Source organism: Dehalobacter restrictus DSM 9455, assembly GCF_000512895.1.
Taxonomy (GTDB): domain Bacteria; phylum Bacillota; class Desulfitobacteriia; order Desulfitobacteriales; family Syntrophobotulaceae; genus Dehalobacter; species Dehalobacter restrictus.
The window spans coordinates 2,613,576-2,638,279 of record NZ_CP007033.1; the positions used below are offsets into that span (position 1 = coordinate 2,613,576).

At 48.8% G+C, this 24,704-nt stretch carries 17 protein-coding genes; 2 read left to right on the forward strand and 15 right to left on the reverse strand.

Annotated elements, in window-relative coordinates; all coding sequences use genetic code 11:
• Positions 1 to 484 precede the first annotated feature (484 nt).
• A complete protein-coding gene (locus DEHRE_RS12550) occupies positions 485 to 3,196 on the reverse strand; it encodes a S8 family serine peptidase (protein ID WP_242836962.1) in 2,712 nt (903 codons plus the stop codon).
• A gap of 202 nt (positions 3,197 to 3,398) precedes the next feature.
• Between DEHRE_RS12550 and DEHRE_RS12555 the strand changes: the two genes are divergently transcribed.
• Complete coding sequence (locus DEHRE_RS12555; RefSeq protein ID WP_025206172.1) at positions 3,399 to 5,471, forward strand: cell wall-binding repeat-containing protein; 2,073 nt, start codon at positions 3,399 to 3,401, stop codon at positions 5,469 to 5,471.
• Between the two features lie 352 nt (positions 5,472 to 5,823).
• Positions 5,824 to 6,804 (forward strand): glycosyl hydrolase family 18 protein, encoded by a 981-nt coding sequence (locus DEHRE_RS12560; RefSeq protein WP_025206173.1) that lies wholly within the window; start codon positions 5,824 to 5,826, stop codon positions 6,802 to 6,804.
• A 3-nt stretch (positions 6,805 to 6,807) separates the two neighbouring features.
• Here DEHRE_RS12560 and DEHRE_RS12565 read toward each other — a convergent pair whose 3' ends face one another.
• The 14 genes from DEHRE_RS12565 to DEHRE_RS12630 form a co-directional block, all read right to left on the reverse strand.
• A complete protein-coding gene (locus DEHRE_RS12565; RefSeq protein WP_025206174.1) occupies positions 6,808 to 7,419 on the reverse strand; it encodes a sugar transferase in 612 nt (203 codons plus the stop codon).
• 123 nt (positions 7,420 to 7,542) lie between these two features.
• Positions 7,543 to 8,712: a DegT/DnrJ/EryC1/StrS family aminotransferase gene (locus tag DEHRE_RS12570; protein WP_025206175.1), complete on the reverse strand. Its 1,170-nt coding sequence runs from the start codon at positions 8,710 to 8,712 to the stop codon at positions 7,543 to 7,545.
• Positions 8,713 to 8,901: 189 nt separating this feature from the next.
• Positions 8,902 to 10,122, reverse strand: a complete 1,221-nt coding sequence (locus DEHRE_RS12575; protein WP_025206176.1) for a glycosyltransferase family 4 protein — start codon at positions 10,120 to 10,122, stop codon at positions 8,902 to 8,904.
• Between the two features lie 700 nt (positions 10,123 to 10,822).
• A complete protein-coding gene (locus tag DEHRE_RS12580; RefSeq protein WP_025206177.1) occupies positions 10,823 to 12,157 on the reverse strand; it encodes an O-antigen ligase family protein in 1,335 nt (444 codons plus the stop codon).
• Between the two features lie 19 nt (positions 12,158 to 12,176).
• Complete coding sequence (locus tag DEHRE_RS12585) at positions 12,177 to 13,592, reverse strand: flippase (protein WP_025206178.1); 1,416 nt, start codon at positions 13,590 to 13,592, stop codon at positions 12,177 to 12,179.
• A gap of 97 nt (positions 13,593 to 13,689) precedes the next feature.
• On the reverse strand, positions 13,690 to 14,832 hold the full coding sequence (locus tag DEHRE_RS12590; protein ID WP_025206179.1) for a glycosyltransferase family 4 protein: 1,143 nt from the start codon (positions 14,830 to 14,832) through the stop codon (positions 13,690 to 13,692).
• Positions 14,829 to 16,025 carry a glycosyltransferase family 4 protein gene (locus DEHRE_RS12595; RefSeq protein ID WP_025206180.1) on the reverse strand — a complete coding sequence of 399 codons (1,197 nt, stop codon included), beginning with the start codon at positions 16,023 to 16,025 and terminating at the stop codon, positions 14,829 to 14,831. The genes DEHRE_RS12590 and DEHRE_RS12595 overlap by 4 nt, the downstream gene beginning before the upstream one ends.
• Before the next feature lie 12 nt (positions 16,026 to 16,037).
• Positions 16,038 to 17,414: an O-antigen ligase family protein gene (locus DEHRE_RS12600; RefSeq protein ID WP_025206181.1), complete on the reverse strand. Its 1,377-nt coding sequence runs from the start codon at positions 17,412 to 17,414 to the stop codon at positions 16,038 to 16,040.
• 172 nt (positions 17,415 to 17,586) lie between these two features.
• Positions 17,587 to 18,705, reverse strand: coding sequence for a DegT/DnrJ/EryC1/StrS family aminotransferase (locus DEHRE_RS12605; RefSeq protein ID WP_019224702.1), 1,119 nt, complete (start codon positions 18,703 to 18,705; stop codon positions 17,587 to 17,589).
• A gap of 241 nt (positions 18,706 to 18,946) precedes the next feature.
• A complete protein-coding gene (locus tag DEHRE_RS12610; RefSeq protein WP_025206182.1) occupies positions 18,947 to 19,807 on the reverse strand; it encodes an N-acetyltransferase in 861 nt (286 codons plus the stop codon).
• A gap of 197 nt (positions 19,808 to 20,004) precedes the next feature.
• Entirely contained in the window at positions 20,005 to 20,247 is a 243-nt protein-coding gene (locus DEHRE_RS12615; protein WP_025206183.1) for a hypothetical protein, read from the reverse strand.
• Between the two features lie 73 nt (positions 20,248 to 20,320).
• Positions 20,321 to 21,364, reverse strand: a complete 1,044-nt coding sequence (locus DEHRE_RS12620; RefSeq protein ID WP_025206184.1) for a Gfo/Idh/MocA family protein — start codon at positions 21,362 to 21,364, stop codon at positions 20,321 to 20,323.
• A gap of 66 nt (positions 21,365 to 21,430) precedes the next feature.
• On the reverse strand, positions 21,431 to 22,786 hold the full coding sequence (locus DEHRE_RS12625; RefSeq protein WP_025206185.1) for a nucleotide sugar dehydrogenase: 1,356 nt from the start codon (positions 22,784 to 22,786) through the stop codon (positions 21,431 to 21,433).
• A gap of 76 nt (positions 22,787 to 22,862) precedes the next feature.
• Positions 22,863 to 24,701: a polysaccharide biosynthesis protein gene (locus tag DEHRE_RS12630; RefSeq protein WP_176714431.1), complete on the reverse strand. Its 1,839-nt coding sequence runs from the start codon at positions 24,699 to 24,701 to the stop codon at positions 22,863 to 22,865.
• Positions 24,702 to 24,704: the final 3 nt, after the last annotated feature.

The following is a 24,704-nucleotide window of genomic DNA, read 5'->3' on the forward strand; positions in this document are numbered from 1 at the left end:
GGGAATACTCAATTCAATGTTTGTTTCATTTTTTTATGAATTCAGTCTCCCTTTTACTAGTTGCCGGAATCTCTTTCTTCACCCCCTTCAAAAGTGTCGCTTAGATTATCCTTAGACATTGCGCAATATCTAAAGGCACCACCCAACTCGGGGGCGTCCCCCCTCTGAGCCTCGTTCCTCAGGGGCGGTTATCCCTTTAGACGTTCTATGGGTAAAGAGAAGCTGCGTAATGAGCCTCTCATACCTCCATATATTATTCTTTAAAGAACTCAATATTCCTGCATAAGAACACAACTTTTTTCACAGGAAACATTGGTATTCCTTAAGAAATTGACATAATCACCCAAATTAATCGCGCTATGTTATTCTACAATATTCGCGCAGAAATTTCCAGTGTTTTTTTAGTGACATTCTGTTCACAGTCCCTCTATAAAGACGATTTTTTGGCCATTTAACTGACGCAGGAGCCCAATTGCTTCTTATTTTACAGTAATCCGAGCTGCCGCATCTCCGTCAAGACAGTACTCGGCAATGCTTTTGCCCCGCCGATCGCTATCACCGTTTTACCTTTGTATGATGACAGCAAAACTTTTTGACTGGCAGACAGACCGCTTTGGGAAACGAGCAAAATATTGGATGAGCCTGTCGCTGCCAATATTCCTCCGGTCAGTGCATCGGGAAAATTCATTCCTGTAGCTATATATAGTACCTGTCCTGCAGTTTTATGTTCTTGGAGAACGCCTGCAGACGTTGCATAACGATCCGCACCGCCGATTCTGACCGGGGAAGGCAGCTCTGACAGTACATTTCCGGAGACAGCTCCGCTCCCGCCGATCACTTCCGTAGCGGTAATGGCACTTTTCTTCAGAGCAAGCAGCGTCTCGCTGTTTAATATTCCGGAAGACGTCAATAAAATTGGTTTGCCTTCTACTGCCGCGAAAGAAGCCGCTGCAATTGCATCCGGAAAGTTGGCTCCGCTGACCACGACTGCCTGCCCTTTTGTGCCAAGCATGTCGGCGACAGCCGCAGCAGTGTCATATCGGTTGTTTCCGGCCAGCCGCTTTACAGCGGCAATATTGGTGAGCTTTGCTTCGACGGCAGCTGAAACAGCCCCCGTGCCGCCGAGAATAATAATTTCATTTGGGTTCAAATCCTGAACTGCCTGATAAACTTCCTGCGGCAGCTCGTTAGAGTATGTCAGCAGGATAGGTGCGTGGTATTTGTAAGCGAGCGGTGCTCCGGCCAGCGCATCGGGAAAATCATCAGCCCTGGCAATCACGACGGTATCCGCACCGGTCGGGAACGCTTCCCTTGCAATGGCTAAGGCTGTCATAATCCGGTCCGATCCGGCGATCCTGTCCGTATTAGAATTCGGACTCCAGCCAACTCTGTAAGTACCGGGCTCATAGATGGAGACTTCTACCTCTGCGGCGTTCGTTGAGAACCCTCCGCCAACTCTGATCCATCTCGATCCACTCCATCGATATAAATAGGCAAGATAGCCTGATTCTGATCCGTATGCATATGAGGCGGGCAGTTCTGCTTTGACCGTCAGATTAAGGACTTTTTCAGGCAGTACTTCTCCCCAACTGATTGCAAACGCTTCACTGCCGGAAATGATCCCTTCAGGAAAACTGCCCGGAGATTTTGCTTCAGATATGGAAATGTTGATCTTTTTTTCCGTTCCGGTGCTGTCAACCTCCAGTGCAAAGGCTCCGGTCGGGACGGTCAGCTCGACAGCCGGTTCCTCACCGGCACTGCCCGCAGCTACGATGCCGCCTTCCCAGCCCAGAACGGTTGGGGAGGCATATCTCTGCAAAGTTACAAACGTCTTCAGCGCACGGTAGATATCCAATCTGCCGTACCCGTAGTCATCATCCCTGCCCTCCTGGCCGAGATCATAGGTGGATTCTATCAGGGCCTGCTTAATCTGATCGGCCGTCAATCCTGGATATTTGCTCCAGAGCAGGGCTGCAGCGCCCGTAACAAACGGTGCCGCGATCGAAGTCCCTGTCATATAGGCACAACCCGTCTCTGTATTTGACCAGTAGTCGGTAAGGATCCTTTTTCCCGGAGCGGAAAGCAGCACCTCCGGTCCTGTCAGGGAAAAATCCGTAATCACATCAGAGGAATCCAAAGCCGAGACAGCCAAAACGTTCGGATTCGCCGCAGGATAAGACACCTCGCTGGTTCCCGCAACAGTCTGGTGGCTGTAGACTTGGGAAGTGCTTCCGGAAACATTACCCGAAGCTCCAATCAGCAGGCACCCTTTATCAGCTGCGTACTGCAGCGCGTCGTCAAGAATTTTGGTTTCTTCATCGGAACCGAGGCTCATATTGATGATCTTAGCACCGTTATCGACGGCCCAGATAATACCGTCCGCGATGACGGCGTCCTCTCCTTCGCCGTTTCTATCCATGGCCTTGATCGGCATGATTTTCGCATTATAGGCGACTCCGATAATGCCTTTATTATTATTAAGGGCGGCGATCAGTCCGGCCACAGAAGTGCCGTGTCCGTTGTCGTCCTGTACAGCTGAGGCCGCGGTACTTCGTGTAATCGCGTTATACCCTTTCACAAGATTGCTGCCGTTTGCATCCGCCAGATCCGGATGATCGAGGTCTACGCCGGTGTCAATCACGGCAATCACGACCCCTTGGCCGGTTACACCTTCTTGCCAGGCCTGATCGGCCCTTACCCTTTGCAGCCCCCACTGGTAACTGTATTCGGGATCACTGACAGCTGTAGTGAAAACTTTCGTATCTACAACGCCTTCCGTCTGATATTTTTTACTCCAGGACGCACTTAGAACTCCCGGGACTTGAAGTGTTTTTTGCAGGATATCCGCTGCTTCATTTGTATCTTTGGTTCCTTCGAACTGCAGTGTGCAATAATCAAGCGGCCCGGTCCTTACCAGCTCGCCTCCGACAGCTTCAGCCAGTGTATTGAGATCGGTGTTCTTAGTTGTCTCAACAACCAAACGTACGGCTGCCGGATCGTATTCTTCCATTATAAACAGTTGTTCGCTGTTTTCGCTTAGGGTTTGCTCAGATTGGGCCGGCAGTGTTGAAGAATCAGATATCTCTATAGCAGCTGTGGCCTCCCCCAGGCCGTCTGGTATGCCCTGAAATACCAGAATAAAACAAAGCAAAAGTGCTGAAAAACTTTTTACGCTTAGAAGGGAATTTATTCTCAATCGGACCGTTTTTTGTTTTAGCGGATTTCTAGTGCTTATAAGCGGCATTTTTTGTCCTCACATTTTTGTGTTTTTGTATGTTTTTCACAAATTCGGCAAGATCTTATATTTTCCTGCATTTTGAACAGGACTTTCGAGTCTGATGGCGAAATAAAGAGATATCCAGTTTTTTGCCAGACAGAATATATGGAGGAGAATCTTTATGTCCAAGTTAAAAATGAATAGTCATCAAAAAAAGCAAGCGACAAGCCTGGTTAGAAAAGGAATAGCGACTCTGACCCTGGCTTCTTTCTTTACGTGCAGCCTGTTTATGGGAACGGGAGAAACGCCTAAATCCGCCTATGCTGCAGACAGCAGTACCACTTCCTTTACCCGTTTTGCCGGAGAAACCAGATATGAGACCGCAGTCGAAATATCTTCAAATAATTGGACCAATGCCAGCAGCGTCGTCCTGACCCGCGGAGATGCGTTTCCGGATGCACTGGCCGGTGCCGTTCTGGCCAACAGCGCTGTAGTTGGCGGCGGACCGCTGCTGCTGACCGAATCCAACCGGCTGCGCCCGGAAGTCCTTCAGGAAATCCAGCGGCTGAATGCTTCCTCCATTTTCATCCTTGGCGGGACAGGGGCGATATCGTCGGGCGTAGAAAATGCACTGAAGGCTAACGGCTTGACGACCTATCGGATCCAAGGAAACGACCGCTATGAAACGGCGGCTAATATTTCAACGACATCCGTGGAAAACAGTACCCGGGCTTTTCTAGCTTCAGGCAAAGTCTTTGCCGATGCGCTGAGCATTTCTTCCTACGCAGCAGCCAATGGAATCCCGCTCCTGCTGACCGATACGCAAAAAGTCCCCACGGCAACCCTGAATGCGCTGCAGAAGCTCGGTGTCACTGAAATTACCCTGATTGGTGGTGAGAGTGCCATCAGTGCTTCAGTTGCCGGGCAGCTCAAAACAGCGGGCTATACCGTCAGCAGACTGAGTGACCAGGACCGCTACAAGACCAATGTGGCGATATTAAAAAATCTTTCATATAATATGGACAAAATGGTTGTCGCGACAGGCGGTTCCTTCCCGGATGCATTGGCAGGCTCTGTGCTCGCCGCTAGAAACAATAACCCGATTCTACTGGTTCCGAAGGACGAAAATGCCCTGCTGAATACGCCCACTACAGCTTATCTTGGATCAAACAGAGCCAGTGTGAATAATTTCTTTTTCTTGGGCGGTTTTGATGTAATCAGTACGGCAATACAAAATATTGTCCGGATCGGAAGCACCAGTTCCAAAATATCGCTGCAGTTCTGGGATGGCTATGCCAATAAAACAACCTATGAAAACCAACTGTCCTATGTTCCGGGTGATCTGGCGGACTATATCGATATTCTGGTTCCTAACCTTTGCGGGGCTGTCCAGGCCGACGGCAGCTTTGCCTATCGGTTCAGCAGTGCCGAAACCCCAAAATATCTGGTATCTTTGGGCCAGAGCAAAGGTGCCCAGGTCGTACCGATGGTCATGAGCAGCGGCAGTACGGCGGATTCCGTTCTTCAGAACGCGACCAAACGCAGTGCGTTTGTCAACAGCGCCACAAAAATGATTGCTGAAACCAATGCGGACGGCATTCTCGTCGACATGGAAGCACTCTCCGAAAGTTCAGAGGAAGGCCTGACTGCCCTGATGCAAAGCCTGTATACGCAGCTTCATCCACAGGGAAAACTGGTCATGGTCTCCGTGATGTCCAAAACCTCCGCAACCGCTCAACCCTGGTACGACGAGTACGATTACAGCGACCTCGCTCAGTATGTAGATTATATTCAGATTATGTCTTATGACAAACATTATTCGACCTCCGCTCCCGGCCCGATCGCGCCATTGGATTGGGTCAGAGAAGTTATCGCTTATGCCGTGACTGAAATTCCTTCGGAGAAGATCCTGATGGGCGTTCCTTACTACGGAAGGGCCTGGAGAACGGAAGGAAGCGGGTGGGTATCCAAGGTTTTTGGCTGGGCAGTCGCAACGCAGACCGCTGACCAGTTCTGTGCTACAATCACCCGAGAGACCACGTTGACAGACCCGATCGGCGTACCAACCTTTAAGTATGTCGATGAAAGCGACTACAGCAGGACAGCCTATTTTGACGACAGGCTCAGCTGGGGAAAAAAACTGGATATCATGGATGAATATAACCTCGGCGGCATTGGCGGCTGGTCGATGGGCTGGATAAATGAAGTCAGCGCTCCGGAGCTATACCCGCTACTAAAAGAGCGGATTAACTAATTTTTAACAGACTCCATGACGTTGATCTTAATTATCTGGCATGCTGAATTTACTTAACCAACCTTTGATTAGTCTGCATGCCACAGTTCCAGCGTCAAGCGGAGCAAGGAAGCGAAGCGCGGCCTTTTGACGGCCACGGATGGCCTAATGTCGCGATGCCATGGATGGCAAGGAGCGACGTGTCAAGGATGACACAACGGCCGAAAGCGGAATTGTGGCATGCAGACAGGCCCGATATACTTAAGTCTGACTGTAATTTACCTATTTGGTATTAGAGGGTGTTCACGCACCCTCTTTTTTCTTACTGAATATTCATATCAGAAGATAAGAAACTAAGAAGTGGGGTTTCAAGATGACAACTAACCTTCAGTTCTGGGATGGATACGGCAGTAAGGCAGCTTACGAGAAACAATTGGCCTGCGTTTCCGGCAATCTTCTGAAATCGATTGATATCCTGGTCCCAAATTTTGCAGGGCCGCTGCAAGCGGATGGTAGTTTTGGCTATGTCTTCACCGATCCTGAAATACCGAAGTACCTGGTCGCTCTCGGACAGCGCAGCGGCGCCAAAGTGGTTCCGATGGTGCTGGGCAGCGGCAAGACTGCCGGGGATATGCTGCGTGATCCTCTGAAACGCAGTATTTTCAAGGAAAGCTGCCTGAAGCTCATCCGGGATACCGGAGCGGACGGGATTCTGGTCGATCTTGAAGCGCTCTCGTCCGATACCGGACCGGGACTTACCGCTTTAATGAAAGCCCTCTATGCGCAGTTATCCGCCGAAGGAAAGCTCACGCTCGTCTCTGTGATGTCCCGGACTTCCGACACAGCAGAGCCCTGGTGCGTTCAGTATAACTACGCCGAGCTATCCGGATATGCCGACTACGTACAGATCATGTCCTACGACCTGCATTATGCAACCTCTGCACCGGGTCCGATCGCACCGCTGGATTGGGTGCGCAGGGTCATGGCTTATGCCGTTACGCGGATTCCTCCCTCGAAGATCCTGATGGGTATACCGTTTTACGGTAGAACCTGGCGGCAGGACGGTACGCGCTGGTTATCCAAAGCGCTAGGTCTTTCCGCTGCCACGCGGACTGCTGAACACTTTCGTGCAGTAAGCACGAGAAAGACCTCTTCCTCCGATCCCATCGGTACACCAACTTTTTGCTATACAGATGAACACGGTCATCGCTGGACCGTGTATTACGATGATAGCCGGAGCTGGGCAGGTAAACTCTGCCTGCTTAACGAATTCAGCCTCGGAGGGATAGGCTGCTGGTCCCTGGCCTGGCTCGACCAGACAAGCGCCGGACAATTTGCGGCACTGCTGGAATAGATATTAGTATGCGCCCTTCCCCTTTATAACAATAAAAAGGGTCTTCCAAAGTATCTTCAGATCAAGGCCTAAACGCCAATTCTGGACGTATTCCACGTCATATTTCAGGGTTTCCGTAAGGGTCAGCTCACTGCGGCCGTTGACTTGGGCTAGACCGGTCACACCCGGCGGCATGTCCAGACGATGACGCTGTTCGTGCGTATACTGATCCACGATTTCCGGAACTTCCGGCCTCGGACCGACGATGCTCATCGTACCGTTGATAATATTCAAAAGCTGGGGCAGTTCATCCAGGCTGCTTTTCCTTAAGAATCTGCCGCTCTTCGTAATCCGCGGATCATCCTTATCCTGAAAGATGAAGTTGTCGGGATCAAACTTGCCTTCTTTTTTCAACTGCTCAATTTTTTCTTTCATCACAGCATCGGCATTCGGAACCATGGTCCGGAATTTATAGATCGTGAAGAGCGCTCCATTCCGTCCGACTCTTTCCTGCCGGAAGACTGCGGGGCCTTTGGAATCGGCTTTGATCCAAAGGACAATCATCAGCCACAATGGGGATAACACAATGAGCAGCGGGATGGAAATCAACAGGTCTAAAACCCTTTTCGCTAACAAATTACCACTCCTTGGGATTTTACTCCTTCACATCTTACAAATATTCTTACTATCTTTCGTAGGTGATTTCGAATAATTTCCTAAATTCTATAAGAAACGGAGGAGAAAGTCTGTTCTTCCTTCTTATAACCTGATCTTTTCAATAACACACTGTACGGCTTCAATGACATCCTGAACATCGGCATCGCTCATTCTGGGATAGAGCGGCAGGGAAATAATTCTCTCGTAGAGCGCTTCCGTCTTTGGAAAATCTCCGGGTTTGTAGCCAAAGGTATCCCGGTAGTACGGATGATACGGAAGCGGAATATAGTGAACGCTGGTGCCGATATTTTCTTCCTTAAGCAATTCAATAAACGCAGCCCGATCCACCGTAAGTTTATCGAGATTCAGCCTAATCATATACAAATGGCGGGCATGACGGGCATATGCGAAATCAGTCGGAACCTCTATTTCGGGAAGCTTGCTGAAAGCAGCGTTATAACGCTGCCAGATGACTTCTCTTCTAGCCTGCATCGATTCCAGTTTGGCTAGCTGGGTCATCCCCATCGCAGCCTGAATATCCGTCATATTGTACTTGTATCCCGGGTATTCAATCTCATAGTACCAGGAGCCTTTTTCAGAAAATCTGTTCCAGGCATTCCGGCTCATGCCGTGGAGGCTCAGGACCCTCATCTTGTTGGCAAGCTCATCATCGTTGGTCGTCACCATGCCGCCTTCACCAGTCGCCAGATTCTTCGTCGCATAGAACGAAAAGGCTGCCGTATCACCAATCGTGCCGACCATTCTGTCTTTATACTTCGTATACGTGCCATGAGCCGCATCTTCCAAAACAAATAGGCTGTATTTTTTCGCAATCACCATTATCTCATCCATCTCGCAAGGCAGCCCGGCAAGATGAACCGGGATAATTGCCTTGGTCTTAGATGTTATCTTCTCTTCGATTTTTGCCGGATCGATATTCATCGTTTGCGGGTCAATATCCACCAGAACCGGAGTTGCCCCGCAGTGAATGATCACATTCGCTGAGGCTGCAAACGTCATCACCGTGGTGATCACCTCATCGCCCGCTCCGACTCCGGCAGCAAGCAGGGCGATATGCAGGCCTGCGGTGCAGGAATTCAGCGCAATGGCATGTTTGACACCGATATATTCGGCAAACCGCTTCTCAAATTCTCCGGTCTTTGGACCCTTGGAAATCCAATTTGATTTCAGGCTGTCAACAACAGCTTCAATATCATCATCTTCAATCAGCGGTAGCGCATAGGGAAGGAACTGTTCGCGTCGTGGACTCATAAACTTACGCCTCTTTCTTAGTTTCAGTGTCTGTTATTATGTTATCGTGTTGTTCTTATTAGATTTTTTTGATTTATCAAATAAATTGTTTTTATACTTCGCTTATTCTTCAATACTTTTAATTCCTTGTTCATTGGCTAATTTTTTATTGACTACTTTATTTTACTACGCTTTGGCCAAAAAACAACTTCAGGCTTTCTTCAAATGAAGCTGTTCAAGCCAGTCCCTGACGATGCTGTCCCAGGAATAGTGCCGGATGACATATTCCCGGCCCTTTTCGGAGAGTACCCTGCAGGTTTCCAGATCTGCCTTTAGGCGCAAGACCGTCTCGGCAAGAATTTTGGGATTCTCGGGTTCGAGCACCACTCCGCCGCCGCTTTCTTTGACAATCTCGGCACCTTCACCCTCTCCGACATAGATCAACGGCTGACCGCTGGCCATTGCCGGGAATACTTTGGAAGGCCTTACCCCTTCCGACAGCTTATAGCGTCTGAGGGTCGAAAGACTGATACTGCTCAGCGAATAATAACGTGGAATCTCTTCGAGCGGCTGGAAATCGATGAAGCGGACATTGGGCAGATCCTTTTCCCGGGCAATCTGTTCAAGCCGCGGTCTTTCGGACCCGTCGCCGACAAACAGAAAAAATATTTCCGGCTCGGCACGCAGCAGATCGGCAGCCTCAAGCGCTGTCTCAATCCCATGGGCGTACCCCATCGTCCCGGCATACAGGATCACGTATTTTCCCTGCAGACCAAGCTGCTGTTCCAGCACTTGGTCTTTGGGTCTCGGTTTAAAAAGTTCGGTATCGACGCCGTTAGGCAGGAATAAGATATCTTCAGCTTTGACCCCTTTCTTTTTCAACCCTTCCACAATCCCCTGGGTCTGCGCCGAAAGCTTAAATGCCTTGCGGTAAAAACAGCGTTCCAGCCACTCACACATGCCGATAAGCTGTTTATTCGTGACAAGTCCGAGCTGCACCGCGGATTCCGGCCACAGATCGGAGACATTGAAGATATAGGGTGCTCTTTTGAAGAAAGAAGTAATGACAGCTGTAAAACCGATAAAAAGCGGCGGAGATTCCACAACGATCAGGTCTTGGGGACCGCTGCGGCAAATTCCCAAAAAAGCAGAAAAGACAAAAGAAAAATAGTTCAGCAAACGCAGCCAGAATCTGCCCCGCTTCACCGGATAGATGCAGGTTCTCAGAATAACAATCCCTTCCATATCCTCACGCGCAAACACTTTCCCCCGGTATTCATCTGGGATGATCCCGGTGGGATGGTTCGGAAAGGCTGTCACGACCGTAACGGTATTCCCCTGGTTCCGCAGACCTTTGGCCAGCTCCCAGAGCCTTACCTGAGCCGCCCCCTTCTCCGGCGGAAAATACTGCGTCAAAAGCAAAATACGCATATTTATCTTTACTCCTAGATTAAACTTACTTTACTAAACCTATTTTGGCTGCTTCTTCTAGTACATTGATCTTTAAATAGTTTGAGAAATATGTTCATTTGGGTCTGGTCTGCGTGCCACATTCCGCTCTCGGCTGTTGCGCCATCCGTGGCTTGTCGCTCCTTGCCCTCCATAGCACCGCGACATTAGTCCATCCATGGACGTTAACAGCCGCGCTCCGCCTCCATGCTCCGCTTAACGCTGGAACTGTGGCACACAGACCTAATTTAGGGTAATCAAGCCTGTATGAATGATTCGAGCAGGGAATTTGAGAACGTTGTGCTAGTAAAAAAGATGTACTAAGCGCTTCCAGCTGGACTGCTGATGCGGAACGCGGCGATGTCCATGGATAACTTAATGCCGTGATACCATGAACGCAACCCATAGATGGCCTAATACATGCCGACTTACATAAACGACCTTATAATCAGTCTGTGGGCCACAGAACAATTATAATGAACCTATGATCAGTCTGCGTGCCACGGTTCCGCGAAAAGCGGAGCAAGGAGTGCGGAGCGCGGCATTTGCGCCATGGATGGCGCAATTCGCCGAAAAGCGGAATTGTGGCACGCAGACAGGCCTAAAAATGCAATCAATCTGTGGCCCACAGACAAGCCCAAAAAATCGGATTAATCTGAGTCAACGAACTAGCCCTAACAAATTAGTCAAGCTCGAGCCGGTACTTCCGCGAAAGCTTCAACACAACAAGCATCGCGCAGCTGAGCCAGAATATCGGATCCTCGAAGAAGCGTCCCTCAGCTTGAGAGCTGATAAATACGGTTGCAGCCCACAGCACATAGCCTGTGCCGGCAAAGTATTGGTTTTGCTCCTGAAACATACCGAGATAGTCATGTCCGAGGCTGAACAATTTGGCCAGCCTGTACAGGATCGCTGCCCAGATCGCCGTGAGTACAGTTAGCCCCACGGCCCCCAGTTCCGAAGCAATCGTCAGAATGGTGGTGTGGGAGCGTGTCGCTCCGCCGGGGATATTCATGAGATCAAAATAACTCTGTTTAAACACAGTCTCGAAAGTGCCAAGGCCGGTGCCAATCAGCGGATGGTCCTTGAATATTGCAATTGCGGCCTTCCAGAGGTATAAGCGCTGCTCACTCGAGTATGCGAAACCCTTCGTTATCGTCAGCATCCTCTCCCAGATTTCCGGACGAAGGAAAATCACGATCGCCCCGCAAAGGGCACCTAAACCAAGAACCCAGAGAACAGCCTTTTTGTTCGGCAAGAAGATCAGCGTGGCAATCAGAATCGCCAGAAGCGTCAGAAATCCACCGCGCGAACCGGTCAGTACTAATTCTGCCAGCAGGACAGCGAGACACGCCATATAAATCATTTTATGGCTTCTTTCCCGGGTATAAATCTGCAGAACAAAATTCGACGCAACCCCCAGAATGATGTAACGTGCAAAAATATTGGGGTCGACAAAGGTAGCATTGACACGCAGCGTCTGCTCAACCAGCAATTTGTCTCCCTGCCAGATCAGGTTCCCCGTAATTCCTTCATAGAAACTGACCAGCGCAAGCAGGAGTGCCATGATATGTACGGCTTTGAAAGGCAGCAGGGCGCGTTCTTTATCCATCAAAAGTGCGGCAGAGATAAACACAGCAAATAAAATCAGCAGCCGGATGGTTTCAGTAACAGTGTTGCCAAAGTTGGCGGAGTATACAACACTTATCCCACCGAGAATGATAAAAGCCAATAAAACAAGCGTCAGTGGATCTTTTAGAACCGCCCTAAGCTTTTTGCGCATCTCCTCCGAAAAAAACACGCGGGAAAATGCCGCCAGGATCAGAACGATACTGGTAAGCCTGGTCAGGGAGACCTCTCCCAAAATTTTTTCCAGAAAGCCAAGGTTCGGATACCAGTTAATCGATATTTCCAACGCAACTGCCACTGCCAGAGACGGCACAAGCCATAGCGGCTTTTTGACAGCCAGGTAACCAAGAAGTATGATGGTCAACACGAATACCGGCCACTGAAGCATGTTCGATTCCTCCCAGTTCTTATTTTCGAAGACCCTTCTGAATAACAAATCCACCGATCTTCCGGAAATCCTTGTCCAATATCACGAGCGCCAGGCAATAAATGACTCCAGCCGTTACAGCAGATAGCAGCGGATGAAAGCTGTTTGTCAACCAGGCGGTCCCTGCCATCAGCAAGGAAGCAAATACGATTGACGGGAGCTGGCGCCAGATCCGAATCTTATAAACCCCTTTTCGGACCAACAGGTAGTATCCGCAAAAGATAAAGATCTCGACAATGATCAGCGCATACGCAGTACCGCTGATCCCGTACAGCGGATTCAAGACCATAATCAGAATAAACATCAGGACTAGCGCAGAACCCTGCACGATGGTTCTCTGCCACTGGTGGTTGGTGGTCGTCAGGACATCGCCGAGGGAAAAACTCATGCATTCCAGTGCAAAGAACCAGGATACAATCATCAGGATCGGAATCGATTCATCAAATTTTCCGGCATAGAGCCATGTTGTCAGCGGTCCTGCTAAAACAAAAATCAGGATGCTGCCTGGAATCCCAATCCCGGAAAGCAGCTTGAAGACCTTTTCAGTCGTATTCCGATGACCGTCCTTATCCGTTTCCCCAAGCTGATACAGCACAGGATAAAGCGCGCTGGTCATCAGGCTCGGCAGGAAAATCAGCATCAGGACAAGCTTGTACGCCGCAGAGTAAATCCCTACCTCGACATTGCTGGCCGTCAGTGACAAAACCAGAATACTGAGCTGGAAAAAGACGTTATAGAATATCCGGTGGATCCCAAACGGCAATCCGTTCCTGACCATCAGCATCAGGCTGCTCCGTTCAACGCGCGGCCTGATTTCCCTTCTGAGGGCGAAAAACAGGAGTACACTAATCAGTATATACGTAAACAAATGGGTAAACGTAATTGCGACGACTCCCATCCCGGCAAAGATCACCGCAATGGTCAGTCCTCCGATCAGAAAGGTGGTCAAAAACTGGAAGGCTGCAGCCAGGTAGAGCTTCTGAACGGCTTGATAATAGTTATAGACCGACTGATTCAGCGCATTGAAAGACACAGCCACGCCCAAAACGACAACCATTTCTTTGGTCGACGTATTGTATCCGGCTGGGAACATAAAGATGACCATTAATAGAAAACACCCAATGGAGATTACGGACTTGACAAACAGCGTGTTGCCGAAATACCGCGGCAATTCGGCCAGGTTCCTCGAACAATCCTGCACCATGAGCTGGCTGATTCCAAGCTCCGCAAACAGAATAAACGTTCCGACGAACGCGTACGCTGTGGAGTAATCTCCAAATGGTCCCGGGCCAAGGTAGCGGGTAACAAATATACCCACCACGGCGGCAATGGCCTTGGCAAGTACTCCTGATATTCCCAGGGCCGCAGCATTTTTAGCGATCAGGCGGGTATCCAAACTCTATCACTTCTTCTTTAGCTTTTCTTTATTAGACTTTACGGTTTCTCTTGGATGCTTCGATCTATTTCCATCTTTTCAGTCATGTTTTTAAGCCTTAATTCTCAAATCTGCTGTAAATCTTCAGCAGCTTTTCCTCCATTTTGCCCCAGTTGTACTCTTCTCTGACAGCCTTGATGCCGTTATCGCCCATCTCTTTGCAGAGCTGCGGATCGGCCAGCAGGATGCCCAGACCTTTGGCAATATCCTCAGGCTTGGTCGGATCAACAATGATCCCGCTGTTATAACTGGTCAGAAAATGCTGGATCGGAGGAAGATTGCTGCCGACAATAGGGATGCCGCAGCTCATGTATTCAAACTGTTTAATCGGTATGTTCTTAAAATATTTGGGCAGCGGCAGCAGCGTAACAATGCCAACCCTAGACTTTCGGATATACTCCTGAACCTCGATATGGGGCACCCGTCCTGTGAAAAGGATATTTTTGCTCAGATCATTTTCTTCAATGTATTGGGTGACGATTTCTTTGCCTTCTACGTCATTAAAAGGCCCCACAAAAATCATCCGAATGTCCGGATACTTCTCCTTCAGCAGCTTGATAGCCTGGACAGTCATATATACGCCGCGCTCCAGGGTAATATCCCCCTGGTAAATGGCATCGTATTCCTTTTCCGGGAGTTCCGTTTCTTTTGGCGAAGCGTCAGCTTCCGGCGGTATAAATTCCGTAAAATTATAGACCACATCAACTCTGGGATTTTTGCCGGCAAACCGGTCTTTGACCGCATCATCTGCCGTGATAATCTGGTCAAATTTTCCAGCATAATACCGTTCACTTTTATCGACCAAAAAAGTAGCCAGGGGCCTCAAAATCCGCGGAATCTTCCTGGACATGCGCATCATATCCGGGTAATGCTCGTGGACATCGTAAATCAGCTTGCATGCAGGCAGCGCTTTTTTAATCTTTAACACTTTGTAGATTAGTTCAAAGTCGTGGAAATGGCAGATATCCGGTTGAAGTTCGATCGCTTTGGCAACGACGGTATCCCCGAGCTTAAAACGGCCGTAAAGAGATCCCGCTCTTGGCACGCCAATGATCCGGATCCCCTGTTCCATATATTCAGTTCTCTCATCAGGTACAATCAGGGTAATGTCGTCATATTTTTTCTTAAGAGACAAAGCCTGCTTGTAAAATATTCGGTTATCGAGGGTCGGATGACCCGTTGTGAGAATGCATATTTTCAAACTGTCCTGCCTCCTGTTAAAGTTTGATAGACGCGGGCCGTTTGGGCCGCATTATTTGACCAGGTAAACTGATCTAGCACCGTTTGCCTGCCTGCCTCACCGAGCCTCCGGCAGTAAGCAGGGTCTCTGAGCAGCGCATCGAGGGCTCCGGAAAGATCTTCGACATTCCGGGGGGCGACAAGCAGACCGTTTTGGCCATGGATCAGCGCATCTTCGATTCCTTCGCCGCGGACACCGATAGCCGGCAACCCCTGGGCCATCGCTTCAATATAGACGACGCCGAAGCCTTCCTGCCAGCTTGGCAGACAGAAAATATCGGCCTCTGCCATCTCTTTCATCACTTCAGGATGGGTAAGCTTTCCGAGAAAAACAACCTTATCTTTGAGGTTCAGACTTTCCGTCAAATCCTCCAGGGCTTTTCGCTCTTCCCCGTCACCTGCAATAAAATATTTGAGTGAAGGATATTTTTTGGTCAGAGATGAAACCGCCCGGAGATTCAGATCGATGCCCTTGGTTTTCTTAAGATTCGAAACACTCAGGATCCTGATTTCTTTTCGGGTATTACCGGAAATATCCGGCGGCGGTACACAGTCATTCAAGTCGATACCATTATTGATAACCTCTGTCTTCGAGAAAAAAGCCTGGTCCCTGATGATATTCTTCAGTTTGGAGCTGACTGCAATGATTCTGTCTGTGCCCTCCAGTACCTCAAAAAGTCTCCGGCGGCATTTTTCATTTTTGGTCAGAGTTGACTGAAAGTCCTGCCCGTGGATGGTAACCACAAGCGGTATATCATCGTCTTTCTTCAGTAAAAATGCCGCGTGGCCGTCGGGAAGGGCCACGTGGGCATGGATCAGATCAAATGGAAAGTCCCGGCGGATCTGGGCGATCTGCCTGCGGATTCCCTGGTACATGAAATAGCCCGACTGCTCCAGGAAATAGGAGCGCGGAAACTCGGGATAACACGGATAGTATACTTCAACTCCGTCCACCACATCGTGATCGGGTATGGACGCATAGGCCCGCCACTTCGGCTGGAGTGCCGGCAGGGGCCAGGGCGCATACGGCACAGGCGATACGACTTTAATCTCGCAGCCTTGATCCTGCAGCGCTTTAACCTGCTTATGAATGAAAATGCCGTAAGCCGGATTCTGAGATGAAGGATACATATGAGAGATCACCAATATCTTCACCGTTAAACCACCTTACTCGAGGGAACTGAGGGGTCTTAAGGACGTATCGTTTATCCCCCTTTGCTCCGCAAACGAATTATAAGCCAGACCCATACAAATTGCAAAAAAAGTCATCAGCTGCAGATTGTAAAATATCCCCGCCATGATGTTAAACACAAAGATGGACGGCAGTACTGCGGCATACGCTGCCATAAACTGCATCGGCTGGCTGAATGCGATCCCCCGTCCAGAGGCAGCAATCTTAGCGCGAAGGTTTCTGATACCAAGAATAAACGGGAGCAAAAAGAAGCTCAGATAGAGCGCCAGCCCGAAAAAACCGTACCTTCTGGCATACAGCGCATATTCATTGTCTACAAGTGTTGTCATTACGTATTTCTGCGTACCCCAGCCAAAGACCGGAGAATCCCAAATGCTGCCGATTGCCTTTCCCCAGCGGTCCAGGTGCCCCTGGAAAGAAGTGCTGTTGGAAAAATCCAACCCTTCCTGCAGCCTGTAGAAGAAATCACCTGAAGCCGTCAGGAAAAGAACTGCTGTCAGCACAAACAACGCCGCTATTTTAATCAGGACCTTTTTATTATGCCGGTGATAGACAAAAGCCCAAATGCTTAAAATCAGAAAAAGCAGCCCAATGCCGGCCAGAGCCGTCCGGGATATCGTCAGGAATTCCAGTTTGATCACAAAGCCGACCAAAATAAACAGCAGGACCGTAAATTTTCCGTGATCTTCACCGAAATAATAGCGTACTGTCAGATAAGCTAGCGTCATCACAGTAAATATCCCGAAGAAATTCGGGTTGTCAAAGGTGCCCTGCACCCTGGCCGGATTGCCGACCAAAAGCAGCTGCCAATGCTGCTGGTCAAAATAGGGCGACAGCCAGGTATTCATATTCAGCACGTTGAAATGCTGCCCCCAGCCGAAAATAATCAGAAAAGCTAGGCCTCCGAGGAAAGCCTTGCCCAGGAAGTCAAATTCCTCTGTACGCAGATCGATGGATAAGGCCAGCGTTACGGCCAGATAATATTTACAGAATGTCACCAGTTCCATGACATCCCGGAGACCATAATAACCTGCTCCTTTGATGATCACACCATAGATGTTGGAAATGGCGTAAGAGAATACGAGCAAGATAAAGATCAGCAGAATCCACTTATGTTCTTGTTTGCGTTTTAACAACTGCTGTTTTTCTTCAGGGCTGAAGCGGAATCCTTTCGCTGCAAACAGCAGGATGTTCAGGCCAAAGGTACCGAAGAGCAGCAGCTCGTCCAATCGAATATTAGGAAGAGAAGGATGAATAGGAAATGAAGGCAGGATCATTGCTGAGAGCATGGTCATCGCCAAAATAAAAAGCCTGGTATCATTCCTTCTCGTAATGCCGTTATTCCAAAACATTATGCCTCCTGTTTTACGTTCACTTTTTGGGGTTAGTCTGTTAGCCACACCACCGCTTTTCGGCTGTTGTGCCATCCATGGCACAAAAAGCCGCGCTACGCAATCCTGCTCCGCTTACAGCGGAACTGTGGCTCCCAGACTGATTTCAAGAATATTAAGTCTGCATGCCAGTTTAGCTCTGTATTAAACAGTCGTTGATAACATGTACGATTTCTTCTTGCTGCTGCAGGGTCAGTTCGGGATAGCACGGGATCGCCAGTGCATGTTCGCTGGCCTTTTCGGCCTCAGGGAAATCACCGGCCTTATAGCCCAAATACGCAAAAGCTTTCTGCAGATGAAGCGGAAGCGGATAATAGACCGCTGAAGCAATGCCTGCTTCCTTCAATTTCTCCATGACTTTTTCTCTCTGCTGGACTCTCATGACATACAGATGGAACACCTGGTAGGCCTCCGGGTCTTTGCCGGGAAGAATTAGTTTCTGCTGATCTGCCAGCGGTTTAAGCAGACTGTCGTACAGTTCGGCTTTTTGCCTGCGGGCTTTGTTCCATTCATCCAGATACTGAAACTTGACGCGGAGAATAGCAGCCTGGATCTCGTCCAGTCTGCTGTTATAGCCAATCTCTTCATGGAAATATTTTGTCTTGGAGCCATGGAAACGGAACAGTCTGACCTTTTCCGCAATTTCATCACAGTTGGTCACCACCATGCCGCCATCGCCATAGCCGCCGAGATTCTTGGTTGGAAAAAAGCTGAATGTTCCTGCCGTTCCGTAGGCTCCGGCTCTTTTGCCCTTGTATTCGGCCCCGATCGCCTGTGCGGCATCCTCTATAATCTTAAGCTCATATTTTTGGGCCAGGTCCATGACCTTATCCATATTGACCATCTGGCCAAAAATATGAACAGGAATAATCGCCTTTGTCCTGGAGGTAATTTTGCTTTCCAATTGGTCAATATCCATATTCAGCGTGACCGGATCAATATCTACGAATACAGGTGTTGCCCCGAGACTCGCAACTGCCTCTGCCGAAGCAAAAAAAGTAAACGGCGTCGTGATGACTTCATCCCCCTGTGCAATGCCGCAGGCTTTGAGAGCCAGTACAAGCGCATCCGTACCATTGGCAACAGCAACAGCGTGCTTTGTCCCGCAGTACGCTGCTGTTTTTTCCTCCATTGCTTTCACATTCGGTCCGAGAATGAAATGACAGGAGTCCAGAACCCCGAGTACCGCCTGATCAATCTCTTCTTTTATCGATAAGTACTGCGCCTTTAAATCCAAAAGTGGAATTGACACATGCATCCTCCCTTTCTGACGACCACAAATGGCCTAATGTCGAACAAAAATCCTATGAATACAAATTGTCTTGTTTAGAGTTCATCATACCGTGTAAGCGTTGGATAGAGTTGGCGCTTCGCTTATTCCATGGATGGCATGGAGCAACTGCAGACAATAATATATTTAGGGTACACCCTGCACGAGTTAATTTCAAGAATTAATATATTGTTTATCCTGGTAGGTCTCGGTAATACATTAGCTAGATCAGCTCATCTTCCGGGACATCCCGGACAGCCTTGGCTGGGAATCCTTTGTAGACTTTCCCGGCAACTGTATCTTTTGTGATGAGCGAACCTGCCGCGACAAATGTCTCTTCCGCCACCTCGATGCCCGGAAGCAGGATCGCTCCTCCTCCGATCCGCGCTGCCCTGCGGATTACGGCTCCCTTGATATGTTTAAAACGTTTTTCGGTCCGCCCCATATAATTGTCATTCGTCGTTGTCACCATCGGCGCAATGAAGACATTTTCTTCAATCTCCATATATGCGGTAATGTAGGAGCCGGTCTGAATCTTCGTAAAAGATCCGATCCTGGTATTATTCTCCACAGCACTGCCGCTGCCGACAACAACTTTCTCACCAAGTGTGCAACGCTCCCGGACCAAGGCCCTGTCTCCGATAAAGACCCCGTCGCCGAGCTCCGTACCGGAATAAATCACTGAGGAGCAGCCAATGGTACACTTTCTGCCAATTGTAAGCGGTGGCAGATCTTCCGTGTTTTTGACCGTACTGGTTGCCGCTGCGCGCGGCGGGCGTCCTATTGACGAATTGCTGCCGACAAACGCACCTTCTCCAATCACTGTCCCCGGATATACCACGGTATGATCCCCTGCGACGACCCCGGCTTCCAAAACTGCCTGATTTCCCAAGGTGACATGGCATCCAAGTTTGACATCTTTACCAACCTTCACTCCATCCGCCAGTACACACCCCGGCTCCAGTATTGCCCCGTCTTCAATCACGACATTCTCCCCTATTACGCAAAAAGGAGCGATACTTACCTGTTTCCCAATCATAGCGCTAGCCGCGATAACCGCTCCGGAATGAATTTCAGCTGCCAAATCAAACCCTTCTTTCTATACAATTTAATTTATCAATATTCTAAGAACAAGCTGTCACTAAGAATACTTAGCTTGCACCAAGCCTTAGTCTCCTTTAGGTGTATTAGAAAGTCCTTATACTTTCTGAAACAAATAAATGAGGACGCTTTGCTATAAACATCCTCACATGTAGTGACTTCCACCTTGATAAATAACATTTACATAGGGAAAGTTTCATTCCGTTCCCAGGATTCTACGATCCGGACTGCCTGATAATAGTCAAAGCCTTTGCCTAGCAGGTAAGCAACAAGGGCTGTTTCCATAACACCATGTCTCACATTCACAGTCCCCACTTCTCTCATTCCATGCCTGACGGCAAGCTCGACCTGCATCATTGTCTGGTGATAATCCGGCATCATCGAATATGTTCCCGGTCCCGGTCCATCATAAGGAGGTCTCATTTTTCTGTCTCCTTTCCGGTTTTAGTGTACAATACAAATATGTGCCAACCGAAAAGGAAGTGCATGGTTTTTTCTAATCTTCAATTAACGGAAGTTTAACCGGTACCCCGGTTTCCTGGCATTTATAGATGGATAAAATGATTTCAAGTGCTTTTCGTCCCTCTTCGCCGGGTACAGCGGGAGTCCCATTGGTTTGAACGGCCTGGATCATATCCTCAATGATCTCCCGGTGGCCAAATCCGTATACGTTAGGCGGATCAGTCTCCTGGGCAGCAAATATCTGCTCTTTTTCTGCTTCACTATCGGGGAATTCCCAAACCTCGACGCGGTTCACTGCAATCCCGCCGATCACAGCTGAGCCTGTTTCCCCAAAAACGTTCAGCGTTTCCTCGATATTCTTTGGATAAATCGTGGAAGCAGCCTCAATCAGCCCGATTGCGCCGTTCTTAAACTTCAGTACCGCTCCGGCGACATCTTCCATTTCAATATTTCTTAACGCGGTATGGGTATAGCCAAAAACGGATTCTACAGGACCGAACATCCACTGTAATAAATCAATGTTATGAATGGACTGATTCATCAGGACGCCGCCGTCCTGCAGTTTGGTCCCTCTCCAAGGTGCCTGCAGATAATAGTCCATGCCCCGGTTCCAGCGGACAGTCGCCTGGCCATGTGTCAGTTTCCCAAAACGTCCTGCTTCCAAAGCGTTTTTCAGTAATTTAATTGATTGATTAAAACGATTCTGATGAATGACCGCCAGTTTGACACCGTTCTCCCTGCAGGCCCTGATCAGCAGATCTGCTTCGCGGAGCGTCATGGACATAGGCTTCTCGACCATCACATGCTTGCCGGCCCTGGCCGCTGCAATCCCGATTTCCGCGTGGCTTCCACTCGGGGTTGCGATCGTGACAATATCGATATCTTCTCTCTTCAAAAGATCGTGATAATCCAGATATGGCTTTGCCTTGTACTTGCTGGCAAAATCTTCAGCCCTTTCCGGCACAATGTCACAGACAGCAGCCAGCTCTGCGCCGGGAATAGCCATAATCGATTCCGTATGTTTCGGGGCAATTCTTCCGCACCCGATTACGCCAAATACTATTTTGTCTCCTGTCAAATTTCCACACGCTCCAATCATAAAGGAAGGATAAAAGAAGCGTCTCTTTTGTCCCCGCTACCTTACTTAGATTTTGAATATTTTTTCACGCATCTGCCGAACGTCTTTGGTTGCATTGCGTGTATCGACAACTAACGGTGCATATTGGACGATTTGATCATAGTCTATAGCACTGTGATCGGTGATAATCAGGACACAGTCGGCCTCCTGCAATACATTCGGGGTTAGCTGGATGCTTTCCAGATGCATGGTGCTGCCGCCATGCGGCTCGATCACCGGTACGTAAGGGTCATGGTAGCTTAAGATGGCCCCTTCCTTGCGCAGAAGTTCCATGATGATCAGGGCCGGTGATTCGCGGACATCCTCAATATCCTTTTTATAAGCGACACCTACGACCAGGAGTTTGGCATCCTTAACGCTCTTATTCATGGAATTTAAAGCCCGGTATACTTTATTGACGACATAAGAAGAGACTTCAACATTGATCTCGCCGGCCAGTTCAATAAAGCGGGTATGAAAGTCATACTCTCTGGCCTTCCAGGTAAGGTAGAACGGATCAATCGGAATGCAGTGGCCGCCAACACCCGGTCCCGGATAAAACGTATGGATACCAAAAGGTTTCGTCGAAGCAGCCTCGACGATCTCCCAAACATCAAGCCCCATCCGATCGCATAATAGCATCATTTCATTCACGAGTGCGATATTGACTGCGCGGTAGGTATTTTCAAATACTTTGGTAAGTTCCGCTGCCGCCGGTGAACTGACCGGTACGACATTTACAATGGTCTGTGCATATAAGGTATAAGCAATCTCCAGGCAGTAAGGCGTTACGCCGCCGACAACTTTGGAGGTGTTCTTCGTTGAAAAACGCTTGTTACCGGGATCAACTCTTTCCGGCGAAAAGGCCAAGAAAAAGTCTTGCCCGACTTTAAGCCCCGACTGTTCCAGAATCGGCAGGATCACTTCTTGCGTGGTTCCAGGATATGTCGTACTCTCAAGTGTGACAAGCTGTCCCTGACGAATGGTTTTTCCGACTTCCTCAGCGGAAGCCTTCATATAAGAAATATCAGGATCCCTGGTAATGGTCAGCGGTGTCGGTACACAAATGATCACCACATCACAGTCGGCAAGTTTGGTAAAATCAGTGGTTGCCTGAAGGATCTTTTTATCGACAAGTTCTTTAAGCTCCTCGTTCTTGACGTCTCCGATATAGTTTTCTCCGGCTGATACCATGGCAACTTTCTCTGCATTAATATCAAATCCGAGAACTGGGAAACCAACCTTACCTTTCTCAACTGCCAGTGGCAGGCCAACATAACCAAGACCGATCACGCCGATCCGGGCGGTATGGTTTTCAATTTTCTTTTTGAGTTCCAGGGCAACAGGATGATTCTGCGTAATGACATTTTTAACTTCCAACATAGAAGTTCCTCCTTATATCTGTGGTGCAAGCGTTTATCTGTGATGCAAGCGTTCATGATGGTCAAGACTGCGCTGCCTAAGTTTTTATGGTCTTCCCAAAGTCAGGAAGAAGTGTCCTGATGGAAGTGTTGATTTCCTCCCTGTTCATATAGCTGCCACGCTCGCGTATTTTCTGCACCAGTCCTTCGATCGCCTCGTGATCAATATGGTTGGGCCTTGCTACGAAAATACGTTTATGTTTCGTTGCCGTCGTGCCTTCTTCCGAAGTCAGAATCTCTTCAAAAAGTTTCTCTCCGGGTCTCACGCCGGTAAACTCAACTTGAATATCTTTACCCGGTTCAAAACCTGATAAACGGATAAGGTCCTTGGCCAGATCAACGATCTTCACAGGCTTGCCCATATCAAGAATAAAGATTTCTCCGCCTGAGGCCATCGCGCCGGCCTGAATGACCAGTTGGCTTGCTTCGGGGATGGTCATAAAGTAACGGGTCATCCTAGGATCCGTTACCGTTACCGGTCCCCCCGCCATAATCTGCTTTTTAAATGTCGGGATGACGCTTCCACGGCTTCCGAGAACATTGCCAAAGCGAACGGCGACAAACTTGGTCTCAGATCTCTTGTCATAGTCCTGGATGACCATCTCGGCCATCCTTTTAGATGCGCCCATGATACTGGTCGGATTAACCGCCTTATCGGTGGAGATCAGTACAAATGTCCTGACTCCGGTTTTGTCAGCCGCTGCGGCCAGATTGCTCGTGCCCATCACATTATTTTTCAATGCTTCCTCAGGATTTACCTCCATCAGTGGCACATGCTTGTGCGCAGCTGCATGGAAAACCACGTAAGGCTTGTACTTTTCAAAAACAAGGTTAACCTTGCCGGCATCCTTAATATCAAAAATTTCCGTCACTATCGGGGAATTCTTCAACTCCTGCTCAATATCAAAAATACAGTTTTCCCCGTGTCCGGCCAGAATAAGCTTTGAGGGGAAAAACTTGACAATCTGCCTGCAAAGTTCCGATCCGATGGAACCTCCGGCACCGGTCACCAGAACAACCTGGTTTTTCAGGTAACCTGCCACCTCTTCCAAATCCACCGATACCTGTTCGCGCCCGAGCAGGTCTTCGACCTGTACTTCCCTTAAAGAACTCACCGTAATCTTGCCGCTCAGGATGTCGTATACGCCGGGCATAATCTTTAAGACCGCCCGTGTCTCCTTGCATATTTCCACGATCTCCCTGACAGTCTCTCCATCGGCAGAAGGGATCGCGATGATAATCTCATCAACAGCATAGTCCTCAACAATCCGCCGGATGTCGTCACGGGAACCCAACACCGGAAATCCTTGAACATGAAGATTAATTTTGCTTTTGCTGTCGTCAATAAAACCGACGGGTACACCTTCTTGAAAATCTCTTTTCTTGAGTTCACGCAAAGCAAGAACGCCTGCGTCACCGGCTCCGATAATGAGTACTTTTCGCTGCGATTTGTTGGACACGGCAAAAATAGTATTCTCCTGGCGCATCCTCTGGCTGAACCGGAGTCCGCCGATCAAAACAATCAGCATCAGCCAAAAGTAAATGCTGACCGAATGCGGAAGTCTGAGCGGGGAAATAAAATAGACCGCCATAACTGTAAACGCTGCACCGACGGTTACAGCGTAGACGATAGAAAGAAGCTCTCTGACACTGGCATATCGCCAAATATTTTTATACAACCCAAAAAAGTGGAACGTTACGATCAGCACGAAGGTTGATACGATCGCGGCATTCAAATAAGTACCCAAATATTTAACAAACTCCACCTGCAGATCAGCCTCTTCGGAAAGGCGCAGGTAGAAGCTTAAAAAAAGGGCAAGATTAATCAATAAAGCATCGGTAAGCATAAAAAATAGGGTACGTTTGGGATGTGCCACGCT

What these genes read in the sequence shown, in the direction of transcription:
- DEHRE_RS12600 (WP_025206181.1), bottom strand. Translation starts at nt 17,414, where the DNA reads ATGTTTTGGAATAACGGCATTACGAGAAGGAATGATACCAGGCTTTTT.
- DEHRE_RS12560 (WP_025206173.1), top strand. Translation starts at nt 5,824, where the DNA reads ATGACAACTAACCTTCAGTTCTGGGATGGATACGGCAGTAAGGCAGCT.
- DEHRE_RS12575 (WP_025206176.1), bottom strand. Translation starts at nt 10,122, where the DNA reads ATGCGTATTTTGCTTTTGACGCAGTATTTTCCGCCGGAGAAGGGGGCG.
- DEHRE_RS12615 (WP_025206183.1), bottom strand. Translation starts at nt 20,247, where the DNA reads ATGAGACCTCCTTATGATGGACCGGGACCGGGAACATATTCGATGATG.
- DEHRE_RS12570 (WP_025206175.1), bottom strand. Translation starts at nt 8,712, where the DNA reads ATGAGTCCACGACGCGAACAGTTCCTTCCCTATGCGCTACCGCTGATT.
- DEHRE_RS12555 (WP_025206172.1), top strand. Translation starts at nt 3,399, where the DNA reads ATGTCCAAGTTAAAAATGAATAGTCATCAAAAAAAGCAAGCGACAAGC.
- DEHRE_RS12625 (WP_025206185.1), bottom strand. Translation starts at nt 22,786, where the DNA reads ATGTTGGAAGTTAAAAATGTCATTACGCAGAATCATCCTGTTGCCCTG.
- DEHRE_RS12580 (WP_025206177.1), bottom strand. Translation starts at nt 12,157, where the DNA reads ATGCTTCAGTGGCCGGTATTCGTGTTGACCATCATACTTCTTGGTTAC.